This window comes from Indolivaga macrotermitis (assembly GCF_900128985.1).
GTDB lineage: Bacteria > Bacteroidota > Bacteroidia > Bacteroidales > Dysgonomonadaceae > Dysgonomonas_A > Dysgonomonas_A macrotermitis.
Genome location: NZ_FQUC01000015.1, coordinates 85,272 through 101,092 on the forward strand (window position 1 = coordinate 85,272; position 15,821 = coordinate 101,092).

General features: G+C 36.4%; 15 protein-coding genes. 7 read left to right on the plus strand and 8 right to left on the minus strand.

Annotated features, from left to right (window positions below):
• Nucleotides 1-64: 64 nt before the first annotated feature.
• The 4 genes from BUC12_RS16310 to BUC12_RS16325 all read left to right on the plus strand — a co-directional run bounded on the left by BUC12_RS16310 (nucleotide 65) and on the right by BUC12_RS16325 (nucleotide 4,609).
• Nucleotides 65-1,129: a hypothetical protein gene (locus BUC12_RS16310; RefSeq protein ID WP_062183164.1), complete on the plus strand. Its 1,065-nt coding sequence runs from the start codon at nucleotides 65-67 to the stop codon at nucleotides 1,127-1,129.
• A gap of 97 nt (nucleotides 1,130-1,226) precedes the next feature.
• Nucleotides 1,227-3,242 carry an AAA family ATPase gene (locus BUC12_RS16315; protein WP_070808621.1) on the plus strand — a complete coding sequence of 672 codons (2,016 nt, stop codon included), beginning with the start codon at nucleotides 1,227-1,229 and terminating at the stop codon, nucleotides 3,240-3,242.
• Nucleotides 3,243-3,257: 15 nt separating this feature from the next.
• Complete coding sequence (locus tag BUC12_RS16320) at nucleotides 3,258-3,695, plus strand: GNAT family N-acetyltransferase (protein ID WP_201780494.1); 438 nt, start codon at nucleotides 3,258-3,260, stop codon at nucleotides 3,693-3,695.
• Nucleotides 3,696-3,820: 125 nt separating this feature from the next.
• Entirely contained in the window at nucleotides 3,821-4,609 is a 789-nt protein-coding gene (locus tag BUC12_RS16325) for an NUDIX hydrolase (RefSeq protein ID WP_062183161.1), read from the plus strand.
• Between the two features lie 27 nt (nucleotides 4,610-4,636).
• On the opposite strand, the gene BUC12_RS16330 is transcribed toward BUC12_RS16325, so the two are convergent.
• Together BUC12_RS16330 and BUC12_RS16335 are read right to left on the minus strand one after the other, a co-directional pair.
• Nucleotides 4,637-6,097, minus strand: a complete 1,461-nt coding sequence (locus tag BUC12_RS16330) for a sodium:solute symporter (RefSeq protein WP_062183157.1) — start codon at nucleotides 6,095-6,097, stop codon at nucleotides 4,637-4,639.
• Between the two features lie 15 nt (nucleotides 6,098-6,112).
• A complete protein-coding gene (locus tag BUC12_RS16335; protein ID WP_062183154.1) occupies nucleotides 6,113-6,742 on the minus strand; it encodes an HAD family hydrolase in 630 nt (209 codons plus the stop codon).
• Nucleotides 6,743-6,977: 235 nt separating this feature from the next.
• Here BUC12_RS16335 and BUC12_RS16340 point away from each other — a divergent pair, with 235 nt between their 5' ends.
• Genes BUC12_RS16340 through BUC12_RS16350 form a run of 3 tightly spaced genes read left to right on the plus strand, consistent with a single transcriptional unit; the run spans nucleotide 6,978 to nucleotide 9,256 of the window.
• Nucleotides 6,978-7,850: a helix-turn-helix domain-containing protein gene (locus tag BUC12_RS16340; protein WP_062183151.1), complete on the plus strand. Its 873-nt coding sequence runs from the start codon at nucleotides 6,978-6,980 to the stop codon at nucleotides 7,848-7,850.
• Between the two features lie 21 nt (nucleotides 7,851-7,871).
• Nucleotides 7,872-8,552: a hypothetical protein gene (locus tag BUC12_RS16345; RefSeq protein ID WP_062183148.1), complete on the plus strand. Its 681-nt coding sequence runs from the start codon at nucleotides 7,872-7,874 to the stop codon at nucleotides 8,550-8,552.
• Between the two features lie 14 nt (nucleotides 8,553-8,566).
• Nucleotides 8,567-9,256 carry a hypothetical protein gene (locus BUC12_RS16350; RefSeq protein ID WP_062183145.1) on the plus strand — a complete coding sequence of 230 codons (690 nt, stop codon included), beginning with the start codon at nucleotides 8,567-8,569 and terminating at the stop codon, nucleotides 9,254-9,256.
• Between the two features lie 2 nt (nucleotides 9,257-9,258).
• On the opposite strand, the gene purU is transcribed toward BUC12_RS16350, so the two are convergent.
• The 6 genes from purU to BUC12_RS16380 all read right to left on the minus strand — a co-directional run bounded on the left by purU (nucleotide 9,259) and on the right by BUC12_RS16380 (nucleotide 15,628).
• Entirely contained in the window at nucleotides 9,259-10,119 is an 861-nt protein-coding gene (purU, locus tag BUC12_RS16355; RefSeq protein WP_062183143.1) for a formyltetrahydrofolate deformylase, read from the minus strand.
• 66 nt (nucleotides 10,120-10,185) lie between these two features.
• A complete protein-coding gene (locus BUC12_RS16360; RefSeq protein ID WP_062183141.1) occupies nucleotides 10,186-12,045 on the minus strand; it encodes a DNA topoisomerase IV subunit B in 1,860 nt (619 codons plus the stop codon).
• A gap of 117 nt (nucleotides 12,046-12,162) precedes the next feature.
• The gene (locus tag BUC12_RS16365) at nucleotides 12,163-13,293 is read right to left on the minus strand and encodes a hypothetical protein (protein ID WP_062183138.1); all 1,131 of its coding nucleotides are present in this window, start codon (nucleotides 13,291-13,293) and stop codon (nucleotides 12,163-12,165) included.
• An 80-nt stretch (nucleotides 13,294-13,373) separates the two neighbouring features.
• A complete protein-coding gene (locus BUC12_RS16370) occupies nucleotides 13,374-14,156 on the minus strand; it encodes a C40 family peptidase (RefSeq protein WP_062183135.1) in 783 nt (260 codons plus the stop codon).
• Nucleotides 14,157-14,768, minus strand: a complete 612-nt coding sequence (locus BUC12_RS16375) for a DUF1287 domain-containing protein (protein ID WP_082141937.1) — start codon at nucleotides 14,766-14,768, stop codon at nucleotides 14,157-14,159.
• A gap of 26 nt (nucleotides 14,769-14,794) precedes the next feature.
• Nucleotides 14,795-15,628 carry a toxin-antitoxin system YwqK family antitoxin gene (locus BUC12_RS16380; RefSeq protein WP_062183132.1) on the minus strand — a complete coding sequence of 278 codons (834 nt, stop codon included), beginning with the start codon at nucleotides 15,626-15,628 and terminating at the stop codon, nucleotides 14,795-14,797.
• Nucleotides 15,629-15,821 lie beyond the last annotated feature (193 nt).

Consider the following 15,821-nt stretch of genomic DNA (forward strand, 5'->3'; position numbering starts at 1 on the left):
ACAAATCTTTTTTACTTTTACACTCAAATAACACTAAATAGTAAAGAGAAAAAACATCACTAATATGATTCGTATTGCTTTTATAACACTAATGGTTGTTTGTACTTCTTTGAATAACAGTTTGTTTTCTCAAACAAGTGTTAATGTTGACAATCAGAGATTTAAATATTATATCCGGAGTTTGCCTACACAAATAATGGACAGCCGTTCATTCTATTATTCGGTAAACTTTGCTGTGCCATTAGATGTTAGACGGTTTTTGGATGAAAGATTATTGGCCGAGAATGTAATTATTGAAGGTCAAAGATTTACCGATAGCCCTCAAAGGGGAGATGCTGCAGTCAGTATAATTATGTCTCCGGTTAATTTTGAGACAGCTACAGTAAAGGAGCGTTATGTGGAAGAAAAAGACAGTAGAGGAAAAGTAACAGGACGTACCTTTTATTATTGGCAGGAAGTAGTATATACATTCGAATCAAGTACGACTATAAGTCAGAATAATAAAGAATATTTGAGATATTCTGCAATATCCCGTAGCAAGAAGTATACATTCAAGAGTCCCGAGTTTAGCAGGCAAAGAGAAGCTTCCCGGTTTTATATCGACAATAGGCAAATGCTTTTAGCGGAACTGACCCGTGAAAGAGCAGAAGAAACTGTCGACCTTGTCTCTAAAAAACTGACTAATACATTCGGATTTCCCGTTACAGCCGAATACGGACTCATAAAGACAATCAATGAGAAGAAGCACCCGGAGCATTATCAGCTAAGAGAGATGAGCCTGTCTATAGAAAAAAAGATGAGAGCCCTCGATGGTACATATCCTTTAACAGAAGCTGATATGGAAAAAGAAATAGAATATTTTAAAAGCCTTCCTGTTAAATATGCTGATCAGACACCGAAGTTGGATGCCCGTTTGAGATATGTAGCCTATTATAATCTCGCACGTATCTATATGTATATTGACCAACCTGAAAATACTAAAGAGTGGGCTGATTTATTGACCGAAAATGGTGTTGATAAAAAAGATGGTGAAACATTAATAAAGGATGCCAGGACAATATCCGATAGATTTATTCAATCGGATATTTATACACGCGAATTTGATCCGGATACACTTTTTTCTGAATAGTTTTCACCGGTAATTAATAAAAGATAAAAGAGGCTTCGAATCGGAATTAGGTTCGGGGCTTTTTTATAACTTTGTTTTGTATAATAAAACCAGAGTTTTGATTCCAACAATAGATACAACAAATACAGAGTTCAGGAATGCGCTTGATTTAATAGTCCGCACGCGTCAATCGGTTTTTCTAACAGGGAAAGCCGGTACGGGGAAGTCTACATTCTTGAAACACCTTTGTGAAGTTGTAAAGAAGAAATATGTTGTATTGGCTCCTACAGGAATTGCAGCGATCAATGCAAACGGTTCGACTATCCACTCTTTTTTTAAATTGCCGTTTCGTCCGATGTTGCCCGATGATCCGGACTTAAGTTTAGTTAATGGGCGGATATTTGAATTTTTTAAATATAAAAAAGACCATAAGAAACTGATACAGGAAGTAGAGCTAATCATCATAGACGAGATATCGATGGTAAGGGCTGATATGGTCGATTGTATAGACCGGATATTGAGGGTTTATTCCAATAATATGAGAACTCCTTTCGGAGGGAAGCAGTTGGTATTTGTTGGCGATGTTTTTCAATTGGAACCTGTAGTGACCAGTGACTCAAAAGATATATTAAACCGGTTTTATCCGAATCCGTTTTTCTTTTCGGCTAAAGTCTTTTCCGAAGCGCGTTTGGTTCCTATTGAATTTACAAAGATTTACAGGCAGTCGGATCAGGTCTTTATCTCTATTCTTGACAAGATCCGTAACGGATCGGTTGGGGCAGGGGAGTTGCAGGCTTTGAATACCCGTTATAATCCATCATTCGAACCTCCTGAGAGTGAGATGTATATTACTTTGGCTACCCGCAGGGATAATGTCGATTATATAAATGAGCGCAGGATGGCCGAATTGCCAACACCGGAGTTTTTGAGCCCGGGTTCTATCGAAGGGGATTTTCCCGAATCGAGTTTACCCACTGCCAAAGATCTGATGTTGAAGGAACATGCGCAGGTAATGTTTATTCGTAATGATTTACAATGGCCACGCAGATGGGTGAATGGTACTTTAGGTACTGTCTCTCATATTGACGAGTATGACAATGTATATGTATTGCTGGAAGACGGGCGGGAAGTACTTGTTGATCTCGAAACATGGCGTAACTATCGCTATAAATATAATGAGGCAGAGAAGAAAATAGAAGAAGAGATAATCGGAACGTTTACACAGCTACCCTTGAAAGCAGCTTGGGCAATAACTGTACATAAAAGCCAGGGACTTACTTTTAGCCGTGTAATTGTTGATTTTAATGGCGGAGTATTTGCCGGAGGACAGGCTTATGTAGCATTGAGCCGTTGTACATCTTTGGAAGGAATGACCTTGAAGAAGGTTATTAATAGGTCAGATGTTTTTGTCAGACCTGAAATTCTTGAGTTCAGCCGCCAGTTTAATAACCAGCAGTTGATAGAAAAAGCATTGAAAGAATCGGATGCCGATTACCTGTATAGCCAGACTGTAAAGTTATTTGATAAAGGAAATTTTGAGGAGTGCGTTGATACTTTTTTTAAGGCGATCAGAGCCCGTTATGATATAGAAAAACCTTTATCGAAGCGTTTCTTACGAAAAAAACTGAATATCATAAATGAGTTACAGCAACAAAATAAGTTGCTGATTGATAAAATGCTGGAGCAGCGGAAAGCTTTACACAAATATGCAGAGGAGTATTACTTGCTCGGAAATGAGTGTATTGTTTCGTACAAAGACACACGCGCAGGTTTGGCAAACTTCAAAAAAGCTTTAGAGTTAGATCCCGTTTATGTGGATGCATGGGTAAGGATGGGTGTTACTTACTTCGATATGAAAGACTTTTATCAGGCTGATATTTGTTTTAATAAGGCTGTCGAGCTGAGTCCGATGTTGTTTAAGGCGCTTTATAATAGGGGAAAAAATAGGATAGCAATGGAAGAATACGAATTGGCTATAACAGATTTGTCTAGGGCTTCTACTATAAAACCGGAACATGCATTTTGTCATGAATATTTAGCACAGGCTTACAGTAATATTGGAAGTGATGAGATGGCTCAGAAACATCTGATGATAGCTCGTGAGATAAGAGGAATAAAAGACGAAGAAGAATAAATATAATACACATACATGAAGAGAAATCTGAATTTAATATATAAGGAAAGCATTGATGACATTGATTGGAAGGAAGTTCCTCGTTTGTTAGAATTAGTCGGTATGGGATTTACTGATGCCGAAAAACATAGAATATCATTTGAGAATAGCTTTGCCGCAGTATTTGTCTTTGATACAGAAAAAATGATAGGATTAGGGCGGCTTATATCTGACGGGATCAGGCAGTCTGCATTATATGATATTGCTGTTGATCCTGAATATCAGGGATATGGTGTCGGTCGACGGATTGTTGAATTGTTAATAAATAAAACTCCGGGCTGCAATTTTATCTTATATGCATCTCCCGGAAAAGAAGACTTTTACCGGAAATTGAACTTTAGAAAAATGAAGACTGGTATGGCTTTATTCGCTGATCCACACAGAATGTCCGATGGGGGTTTTATAGAAGAATAAATTAGGCAGTATAAGATTTTATATTAACTTTGCAATCTTATAGATGTTAAAATAGATAGCAGACAACAAACAATCTATCACAAAGATTTATAACACATTTTGTACAAAATCAAACATTATCTATTATGACCCGACTTTTTAATTCCGGAGAATCTTTGCGCCCAACGAAAGACGAATATTTGGATAGCATATCTGTTGATTGTGTAGTTTTATCTTTCAACGAAGGGGTTCTTCAAGTCCTTTTGAATAAACTGAAAAAAAGTTCGAAGTGGATGCTTCCGGGAGGATTTGTTCGTATGGATGAGAATGTAGACGCTGCAGCTCAGAGAGTTATTCAGGTAAGAACAGGATTGTCCGATGTCTTCATAAAACAATTTCACCTGTTTGGCGAATGTAACCGGTTCGATCAGGAAGATAATAAGAATATTATCGACAGTTTAGGAATGACTGATGAAATGGCTAAATGGTATTTGCGGCGTTTCGTTACAATGGGATATTACGCATTGGTAGAATATAGTCAGATAGACTTGTTTGTACATTCGGACGAAGAGGAAATTGACTGGTTTCCATTAAATAAATTGCCTTATTTATATGGTGACCATCGGGATATAATAGACATTGCGAACAATTCGATCAGAATGCAGCTGGGTTATTTACCAATTGGTTATCAGATGCTACCCGAAAAATTTACGATGCCAGAGTTGCGTATGCTATATGAAGCTTTTCTTGGAAAAGAATTGGATCGTCGTAATTTTCAACGTAAGATATTATCGGTAGGCTATGTGAAGAAGCTTAAAGAGAAAAGAAAAGTGGGTCCACACAAATCTCCTTTCTTGTATGTTTTTGATAAAACCAAGTATCAGGATATTGAAAAAAATGGAATGTACTTGATTCCTGACACAGCAATTCTTTAAAATGTCGTTTTAACACATAGGGGTGTTTTATTCGTTGACCTTAGAGATATTATTTTGCTTTTTAATTGTTAGCATGCCCAAGATAGTCAAAACTCCATTTAGTATTAAAATTTCATACCCAACTTTATAATTCAGAAAATATTCCAGAGAGACCTCTGTGAAATAGCAGATTATAGGTGCAAGAATGCATACTATAGGGGTGTATTTGTCTTTAACCTGCACTTTGGTGAATAATCCCAATGTAAACATTCCCAGAAGCGGACCGTATGTATAAGATGCAACTTTATAAATTGTATTCAGAATATTCTCTTGTCCGATATAATGTATTAGTAGTATTGTAATAATGAAAACGAAACTTATTCCCAGATGAACTTTCCGCCTTATTTTATTTGAAACTAGTTTATCTTGCTTCTCAGTACCTAAAATATCAATACAGAAAGAAGTGGTTAATGAAGCCAGAGCAGAGTCGGCATTGGCGAATGATGCTCCTATAATACCTATTGAGAAAAATATAAGGCAGCCCATTCCAAGATAGTTACTTACAAGAAAAGGTAATATTTCGTCGGATATGGCAGGTAGGTTAATCCCTTGTTGTGATGCAAAATACAATAATAATATACCTAATGATAGAAAGATGAGGTTGATAGGGATAAACATGAATCCATAAGTTAGCATATTTTTTCTGGCATCACTTAGATTTTTGCAAGTCAGGTTTTTTTGCATGATATCCTGATCCAATCCGGTCATAACGATAACAATGAATATACCGCTTAGAAACTGCTTGAAGAAATTCTGTGAACTAGCCCAGTCGAAGCTAAAAATCCGCGAATGTGGGTTTTGTTTAATTACTTCTACCGTTTGAGAGATATTGAGATGCAATAAAGATGCTACTTGCCAGATAATTAATATTGCAGCAATGACCACACATATGGTTTGGAGTGTATCTGTCCATATAATAGTTTTTATGCCGCTCTTTCTTGTATAAAGCCAGATGAATAAAATGATGGACGATACTGTAACCGGAAAAGGGATATGCCAGTGATCGAATATTAAAGATTGTAAGACTAAAGCAATAAGATATAACTTGGCAGCAGAACCTATAATGCGTGATAGGATAAAGAATGAAGCACCTGTTTTATATGACCAGAAACCAAACCTACGTTCGAGATAAGTATATATCGAGATAAGATTAAGCCTGTAGTAAAGGGGGAGTAAGACATATGCGACGATAAGATATCCGAAAAAGAATCCGAATACCATTTGCATATAGGTCATATCAAACTTTCCGACCATGCCCGGAACGGATATAAAAGTGACTCCTGATATAGATGTACCTATCATACCTATGGCAACAATGTACCACGGAGATTTTTTGTTTCCGGAAAAAAAGGCCTCATTATCGCTACTTTTCTTACTTACAAGGTGAGAGATGAGGTATAATGTGCAAAAATATACCACAAATACAATGAGGATGATAATGCCGGGCATAGTTCAATTCTTTTATTATAGACTCATAAAATAATCAGTCAGCTCTTTCATACTTTCGAATTTATGGGCAAACGAATCTGTTTTACCGAAACCCCAAGCCGCAAAAACAAACGGAACAGATGCGAGATCAGACTGTTTTCGGTCTGAGTCGGTATCACCTATGTATACCGGAGCCTTTAGATTATATCTGTCGATAAGGGTTTTCATATTGATATGCTTAGGCTGGAAGTTAGAACCATATTCGATATAATCACAAAAGTATGTTTTTGTCTCGGTATAGGTCATAAAGTCACGGATACTCCCTTTCTGGCAATTGCTTAGCATGAATAGTTTGTATTTTCGGGCTAGTAGTTCCAGTCCTTCTTGTACGTATGGATATATTTCGCCACCCATCTGAGGGAGCATCTCGTCTGTTTTGATAATTATGTCCTGATATAGTTTTTCGATAGTCGAATCAGGTAAATCGGGAAACATTACGTGATATATCTGCTTGGCTTCCATTCCCATGTATCCTTGTATATCCTTTTTCTCTACTTTTCGGTTTATACCATTGGCTTTAAATACCTGAGTCCAGCAATGAGCATAAGTTTCTACAGCATCCCATAAGGTGCCATCCATATCAAAAATTAAACTATCGGGCTTCATCTATCTTGTTTGAAATTAGTAAGGTCTCAGAGTTTCTTTTATTTAGCTTAGTTTTATATAATGAATTATACTTAATATACTCTGAGATTTATGTCTTTAAATTATTAATATAACCAATAAACTTGCCAAAATTACGAACAAAAACGGACATAACAATCCGAATTTTATAAGATTGGTAACTATTATCAGGAATAATTCTGTAAATTTGAAAAACCCTTTTCAGACTATTTAAGTTATGGCATTTCTTACCGCATCATCTATTCTTTCGGAGAGTATCAGCGACAATTATTTATTGATTCCTGTTATTAATAGGTTCGGGCTTAAGTTGGGGTTAGGAGAAAAGACTGTTGCTACCGTTTGTTTGGAGAATGATCTGAATAAAGATTTCTTTTTAGCCATATTAAATACTTACCTGAATGAAGACTATTTTCCTGAGAAAATTTTACAGGGATTTAATGTCGATCTTGTAAGTGATTACTTGAAACAGACGGATGCTTATTATGTACATGCTCAGATTCCTAATATAGAAAAGCACCTGAATGCATTTATAGCTACTAGCGATCCCAATAATACACAATTGCTGTTGATCCGTAAGTTATTTTTGAGATTTAAGGATGAATTGCTTCACCGTATCAATAACGGGCTTTTGGATGATGATTCTTCATATGCATTATTATTGGACTTAAAGAATATCCTGATTAAGCATATAGCGGGAAGTTTCAATGAAAACCTTTGTTTTGCGGTAGTGTTTTCAGTCGACACTTTATTGAATGACTTGGGTAAACATAATCGTATAAGGGAAAAAATACTGAAACCGATGATCAACGAACTGGCCGAAGCAGGTTTTGATGATTGGCAGGCTTTGTTAAGCCATACGTTTGATAAAGATGGTGAGAAAACCATTTCGCCTCGTGAGTTGGAAGTGTTGAAACTTGTAGCACTCGGACTTTTGAACAAGGAGATAGCTGATCGTTTAAATATAAGTTTGAATACTGTACTCTCGCACCGAAAAAACATTACAGCTAAATTAGGGATTAAGACCGTGTCGGGATTAATATTTTACTGTATCAGCCATGGATATATTTCGGCTGATGAGATAGAACTGTGATTTTCTGAGAACAACACTTTTATGGGTAAAAAACAATCCGGTTGTATTTCTACAGTCTTGCTTTTTGTTTGTCTTATTGTAGGCATGCTTGTTTTAATTATAAATCCTCTTTTCGAATGGGTATCTTATAATTTGTATTACAAATTTATGTATACTTACTTTTCGGGTTCATTGTATTTCCCCTTTTATCTTTATTTTATCAGGTTTCTTTTTCTATCGATTTGTGCTTTGATATTGGTTCCACTTATACTGTATTCTCTTAATCCTTTTAGTCAAGATAATAAGAAAGAAAAGACATTGAGCAGGGTAGGGTATGGTTTTGGTATAATTGTGATTTTCGGATTAGCTTTATTCCTTTTTGTCCAGAATACAAAAGAGTGTATTGGAGACTGGAATCTCGTAAGGCAAAATAAAGTAGAGGTTGCAGAATATCATAAGTATAAGGTATATCGAAGGTTGAGCCGGAAAAAGTCAAGTATTTCTTACAGGCTGGCATGTGAAGAAAAGGATTGTAAGCATCCGGTATTACATCTAAATATTTACCAATACCGCAGGTTGATGAATAGCAATGAGTTTTCTCAATATTCGAGTATACCTAAGGGAGAAACAAAGAAATTCAGTCTTCCCGACAGCCTGATAGCCCGTGTCCGTTATTTACCAAATACTAATCTTATCTTATCTTACGAAATATTAGCACAATAAAAAAGGGTATCTAAATGACTAAGACTTTGAGAGGAGCAATATTGATACTAATTGGGTTAGTATTCTTTATCCTGTTATTTTTGATTTTGCTGATTCGTCCATTTGGGGAATGGCTGATGTATAACTTGTTTTATTATCCTTTGTATAGTTTATTTTCCGAATCTTTATATCTTTCTTTTTATTTGTATGTAATTAAGTGCGCTTTTGTTGTCGCATTAGTGTTATCAATAGTTTTGTTGCTTATGTGGAAACTCAATCTGCTCAGTAAGACGAATAAGAAAGATGATAGGAGGGGAAAGACTCTAGCACTTATATGTTTGATATTGATTACGCTTGTTGGCTCTATCTTTTTCGTAATCGGAGGTAAAGATATATTATCTGATTTATATCTTATAAAAAGAGGCGAGCCGCATACTCTAATATTGGATGAGTATTGGGTTACTCGCACTGTTCGTAAAAGTGCTGTAAGATATGAATTAGATTATAGTGATTTTTCGAATAGCTCTTATAAGAATACTCTAAAAATAGATACATACCAATACCGTAACTTCAAGAATAATCCGGCTTTAAGTCAAATCGAAAAGGAATCGCATAATGCACTTTCAGATAGCCTTAATGCCAGAGATAAAACATTGAAAGTTATTTATCTGCCCAATACTCGGCGGTTAGTCAGTTATCGGATTATCTCGATGGGTAACAAATGATTTTAAGAAAATAGTATTGTTTTATTCTTATAAACCAATACTCTACGATTTATATGGTATTCAATAGCATGTGACAGTACGATCTTTTCCAGATCCTGCCCTTTTCTTACAAGGTCGCTAACACTGTCGCGGTGTGTAATACGGGTGATATCTTGCTCGATAATTGGCCCGGCATCAAGCTCGGTCGTAACATAGTGGCTGGTTGCCCCGATAATCTTTACACCCCGTTCATATGCTGCATGATAAGGTTTGGCTCCTATAAATGCAGGAAGGAAAGAGTGGTGAATATTAATGATTCTGTTGGGATACGATTTAATAAAATCGTCGGTCAGAATCTGCATATATCGGGCAAGTACTATGAAATCGATATTATTTTCTTTTAACAGAGCTTTTTGCTGAGCTTCGATTTCTTCTTTATTATCCTTATTTATTTTTAATACATGATATTCTATCCCGAATTTTTCTGCTACCCAACGCAAATCTTCGTGGTTACTAATGATGAGGGGTAGTTCTACGTTCCATTCTCCGGCTGTATATCTTGCCAGTATATCGAACAGGCAGTGAGACATCTTTGATACAAATACAGCCATCCGGGGTTTGTAATCATTGAAATATAAGCGGAATGTCATATCGTATTTATTAGCGTACATTGTTTGGAAATATTCGCTAATTTTCTCTTTCGGAATAATGAACTTTTCTAAATCCCATTCAACGCGCATAAAGAAAGCATCTTCCTGTTTATCTACATGCTGTTCGAGACGGATAATATTTCCTCCGTTTACATTGATAAAATCTGTTATCGCAGCCACTAATCCGGGTTGATCGGGGCTGTATATAAGTATTATTGCACGCGAATCTTTCATTATTCAGAAATAAGATAAATTTTAACTGGTAATTATTCTTTAGTGTATCTAAAAAGGATTGAAGCCTTAATCTTCTACAGGAATAAGGTTGTCTATAATAAATACCTGACGTTCCGGAGTATTTTTACCCATATAGAAATTAAGCATCTCTTTTACTAAGTCTTCTTTTTTCATTGTTACTTTATCAAGCCTGATATCTTTCCCGATAAAATGCTTGAATTCGTCCGGTGAAATTTCTCCTAACCCTTTAAAGCGAGTGATTTCGGGATTAGCACCAAGTTTTCCTATTGCCGCAATACGTTCTTCTTCTGTGTAACAGTAGATCGTTTCTTTTTTATTGCGGACACGGAAAAGTGGTGTCTGAAGTATGTATACGTGGTTCTTCTTTATCAAATCAGGAAAGAATTGCAGAAAGAATGTCAATAAAAGTAAGCGTATGTGCATACCATCAGTATCGGCATCTGTTGCTATGATTACCTTATTGTATCTTAATCCGTCCAATCCGTCCTCTATATTGAGTGCAGCCTGTAAAAGATTGAACTCTTCGTTTTCGTAGACAATCTTTTTAGTGAGCCCAAAACTGTTAAGCGGTTTTCCCCTCAAACTGAATACAGCTTGTAAATTAGGATCACGGCTTTTAGTAATAGAACCACTGGCTGAATCTCCCTCGGTGATAAATATAGATGTATCGTCGAGATTATTACCTTTAGTATCATTGTAATGAAGGCGGCAATCGCGAAGCTTCTTATTATGCAGGTTTGCTTTTTTAGCACGTTCCCTTGCGAGCTTGGTAACGCCAGCTATAGCCTTTCTTTCTTTTTCCGATTCAAGTATTTTCCTTAATAGGCTGTCGGAAGTTTCGGAATCTTTGTGCAGAAAATTATCTAATTCTTTTTTAATAAAGTCTCCGATAAATTTCTGAACAGAAGGTCCGCCCGGTCCCATGTCTTTTGAACCTAATTTAGTTTTAGTCTGGGATTCGAAAACCGGCTCTTCTACCTTTATACTGATAGCGGCAACTATACCACTGCGGATATCGGCATAGTCGAAATTCTTATTATAATATTCTTTGATGACCCGCCCAACAGTTTCGCGAAACGCCGATTGGTGCGTACCTCCTTGTGTTGTATGCTGACCGTTTACAAATGAATAATATTCTTCTCCATACTGGTTGGTATGAGTTATTACAACTTCAATATCGGTATCCTTCAGGTGGATAATTGGATACAATGGGTCTGAAGTCATATTTTCATTCAGTAAATCGGCAAGCCCGTTTTTCGAATGAAACTTCTTTCCATTATATACTATCGTTAATCCGGTATTCAGATAAGAATAATTCTTTAAGAGGCTTTCAACATATTCGTCCTGATAAAGATATTCGCCGAAAACAGTTTTGTCGGGAATAAATTCTACCGATGTACCATTGCCTTCTTCAGTCGGTATTATTTGAGATTCGCTGGTGACAATAGCTTTGCTGTATTCTACAATAGCTGTTTGTTTGTCGCGGAAGGCTTGTATTTTGAAGTATGACGAAAGTGCATTGACGGCTTTGATACCAACACCATTTAGTCCTACCGATTTTTTGAAGGCTTTAGAATCGTATTTAGCTCCGGTATTCATTCGTGAAGATACATCTTTGACTTTACCAAGGGGGACACCTCTACCGTGGTCTCTGACTGATACTTCGCCATTCTCGATCTTGACTTCGATGGTTTTACCGAATCCCATCATATACTCGTCAATAGAATTATCGAGTACTTCCTTCAGCAATACATATATACCATCATCAGGAGACGAACCGTCACCTAATTTACCTATATACATACCCGGGCGCCGGCGTATATGCTCTTGCCAATCAAGGGTTTTAATGTCGTCGTCTGAATAATCTTCCAGAGGTAAGTTAACTTCTAATTCTTCTTCTTCCATTTTGTATTGCTTCGAATAATCGGGTTTCGAACAAAGATACTATTTTTTGCAAAAAAAATCAAGCAGGCCTTTTACTAAAAACCTGCTTATAAGTACATTTAAAAAGAATTTTTTTCTTTATATTTTTTTTACGTAGGCTCTGCGGGTCTTATGATGTTCTGCATTGAATCCGTCCCATTGATTGGCGACTTTATTATTACTTTCCAATTCAGGGTTGCTTTCGGCAAAACGAAATCCACTCTTGTAAGATGAGGGGATAAAGTCAGCGAAAATCATCGCGTTAACTCCTTTTCCCTGATACTCGGGTGCGATACCTATAAGCAAAAGATCGACTATCGGATTAGATTTGCTTTTCAATCCTTTTAGTAAATGATACCAGCCGAAGGGAAATAGTTTTCCTTTTGATTTTTGTAATGCACGAGAAAGGCTGGGCATACCTATACCAAAGCCAACAACTTCGTCTGTTTCTTCTTTTATAATAATCGTCACAACATCCCAACGCAGTAAAGGAACATACATTTTAACGTAGTAGTCTATCTGCTTTTTAGTTAAAGGTACGAATCCGTAGAGTGGGGTATAAGCTACATTTAAAAGATTAAATAACTTATCAACATATGGGGTAACTTGTTTAATATTCTGAAATTTTAGAATCTTAAGTCCAAATTTATCAGCAACAATTTTAGCAATACGCTGATGACGTTCAGGTACCTCTTGAGGAACCGGTATATAATATTCGTGCCAGTCTACATCCTTTTCAAAACCTAGCCGTTCTATTTGTTCCTTATAATAAGGATGGCTGTATGTAGTAGCCATAGTGCTAAGTCGGTCGTAGCCATAGATAAGAAGCCCTTCATGATCCAGGTCTGTAAAACCCATTGGCCCCTGTATAGCTGTCATGCCTTTGTCTTTAGCCCATTTTTCGGCAGCCGAAAACAATGCATCTACAACCTCGTTGTCGTCTATAAAATCTACAAAACCGAAGCGGGCATTTTTTTGTTCCCATTTTTCATTGGCCCGATGATTGATAATTGCGGCTATACGGCCTACAATTTCGTCACCTCTATAAGCTAAGAAAAGCTGTTGTTCACAGAATTCAAAAGCTGGATTTTTAGCGGGATTCAGAGTCTCCAGCTCGTCTAAAATGAGAGCAGGTACATAGTATGGATTATCTTTGTAGAGTGTAATAGGAAACTTAACAAATTTTTTTTTCGAAGCTTTGTCGTTTACTTCAACTATTTTTATAGACATTCCTTCTTAATACTTATAATGGCTAAAGTTACTCTTTAATTTTCTATCGCAAAGATAAGATTTTTTTCATATTGCAATGCTTATACTCTCCGTATAGATGATAATGAATGTGTATATTCATTACTGTCTGTATTATAGATACCTTTTTTGTCTATTTTGTCGATACGGACTTTACCTGAAGCATGAATTATTTTGTTTTTCCCAAGATAAATTCCTACATGGGTGGTTTTTCCCTTTTTATCGAAGAACAGTAAGTCCCCTGCGTTTGCGTTATCAAGGCTTTCTATATTGATACCTTCTTTAACCTGAGTTCCGGCATCACGGGATATACTATATCCACATAGCGAAAAAACTACTTGAGTGAAGCCGGAGCAATCTATGCCTAAGATATGTTTTCCTCCCCATAGATAAGGCGTATTTATGAATATCATAGCTGTAGGGAGTATATTCTCCGGACTTTGATGAGTGAGATAAGTTAGGGCTGATGAATGTATCTGATATTTTTTATTGGCTATTTCAAAGACATTACTTTCGGGATCATAAAAGGGAATTCTGCTACCAGCCGATATGTGATATACGAGTTTGTCGGTTAAACAAAATGCATCGGCAAGAGGTATACACGTTCTGAATACAGGACTATCCAATACATTCTCGAAATCAGCTTTATTAATAGGCGTAAGCATTTTTGTATCTGCCCAACCTTCATATCCATCGTCTGTATTACGGATTTTAGAGAATGAGCCGGATATCTCTAAGATATCGCATGTCTGACCGAAAAGAAGTTGAGTAACCATCTCGCTAGTCTCGGATGGAAGAGCTCTTACTGGTAATACTGTATTTAGAAAAATAGCAAAATGTTCCATTTATTTTTTATATCTATAATGTCCGGTGATCTTCCAGCTAAACAAACAATCTTCAATAACTTGCCCTTGTCCTATATTATGTACAATAAGCGGACGCTTTCCGTCCCTGCTCTTTTTATCTATAACTATGCCGATGTGTGTCAGGCCATTCCCTAAGTTCCAGCTAACTATATCTCCAGCTAAGTAATCCTGAGAGTTGTTTGTTATTGGTTTGACTGTACCTTTCCGGGAGAAAAATACCTGTTGGTTAGGAACTCTCCGATGGTCGATATTAGTATCAGTAGAGTTTAGACCCCATTTCTTCCGGCTTGGATATTTGTCAAAATTAGCTTTCATATCCAGATGAATTTCTTTCTGCAAGTCTATATTTAGCTTACGATAGGCTCTGATAATAACATCTGTACAAACCCCTTTGTTTGATGGCACATCACCTTTAGGATAGCTTATTTTGAAATATGCAGGATCGTAAATAACTTTGCTATGGGTAAGGCTGATCGCAGCATCCGAAAGCTGTTTGTAAAAATCCGCTTCCTGAGCTTTTACATTATTGAATAGGCTCAGGAAAACTACAAGTACAATCCAATATCTGTATTTGTTGGTTGTTTCGGGCATTTTATGGAATATCTATAAGAGAGAATTTAGTTTTCGAATTTGCGGGTCTCTTTCAGAACACCATTTTCGTAAGTTTCTTCTTTAATTGGTTTACCTCCGATTGTATTGTATACCCATTTACCTGTTTTCTGCCCTTTTATATATTGCCCTTTCACTTTAACGGCTTTTGTTTCTACATAGACTTGTGTATATTCTCCATCCTGTTTTCCTTCGGGCGAATAATTGGAAGTTTCAATGTAATCGGCTATGTTGCTAGTAAAGTGGATCATTTGTTTTCCCACTTGTTTTCCATTTACATAATTCTTATCCGATTTTAGTTTTCCATCCAATGTATATGTTTTACTGGAACCATGTTCTTTACCGTTCTTAAAGTTTCGCTCCATATCAATATTGCCATTGGTGTAGAATGTTGTTCTTTTTTCTACTTTTCCATCATTGTATATTTCGGTTTCTTTAGGGTTACCTTCACTATTGTAAGTAGTCCATGTACCGTGTTTTTTTCCATTCAGGTATTCTCCTTTTTGTTTAATATCGCCTGATACAAGAACTTCTGCCCATTCGCCGTCCAGATATCCTTCTTTGTATGAAGCGTATGATCTCAGGTTGTTGTTTTTATAATATTCCCATTTTCCGATAGCTAAACCTTGATTATTGAATTCGGCATCAATATATTCAGTGGTTACTCCTGTGATAATTCTAACTTTCCCGGTAATAGGAGTTTTAGCTTCATCTTTTCTGTGGGCATATGTTTGTCCATCTCCGAGGTTTACTAGGTTTATATCTGTTATTTGGATCGATTCTTGAGCCTGTATTCCCCAAGTTACCAGTGTCAATAAAATAGCAAAAATAAAGTGTTTCATGATTATTAAAGTAGTAAATCTATAATTATGTTGTTCAGGGTGAGTTCTTATTTTATAATAATCACAAATATAGAAAAAATAAAGCCGGGAAGTATCTTTGAAGTGAACCCTAAAAGTTAGACAAACTTTTAGGGTTTATTTTATGGAAAAGAAGAAGCGTAACAAGTTTAGTATCGAAGATCGGGAGCGAGCC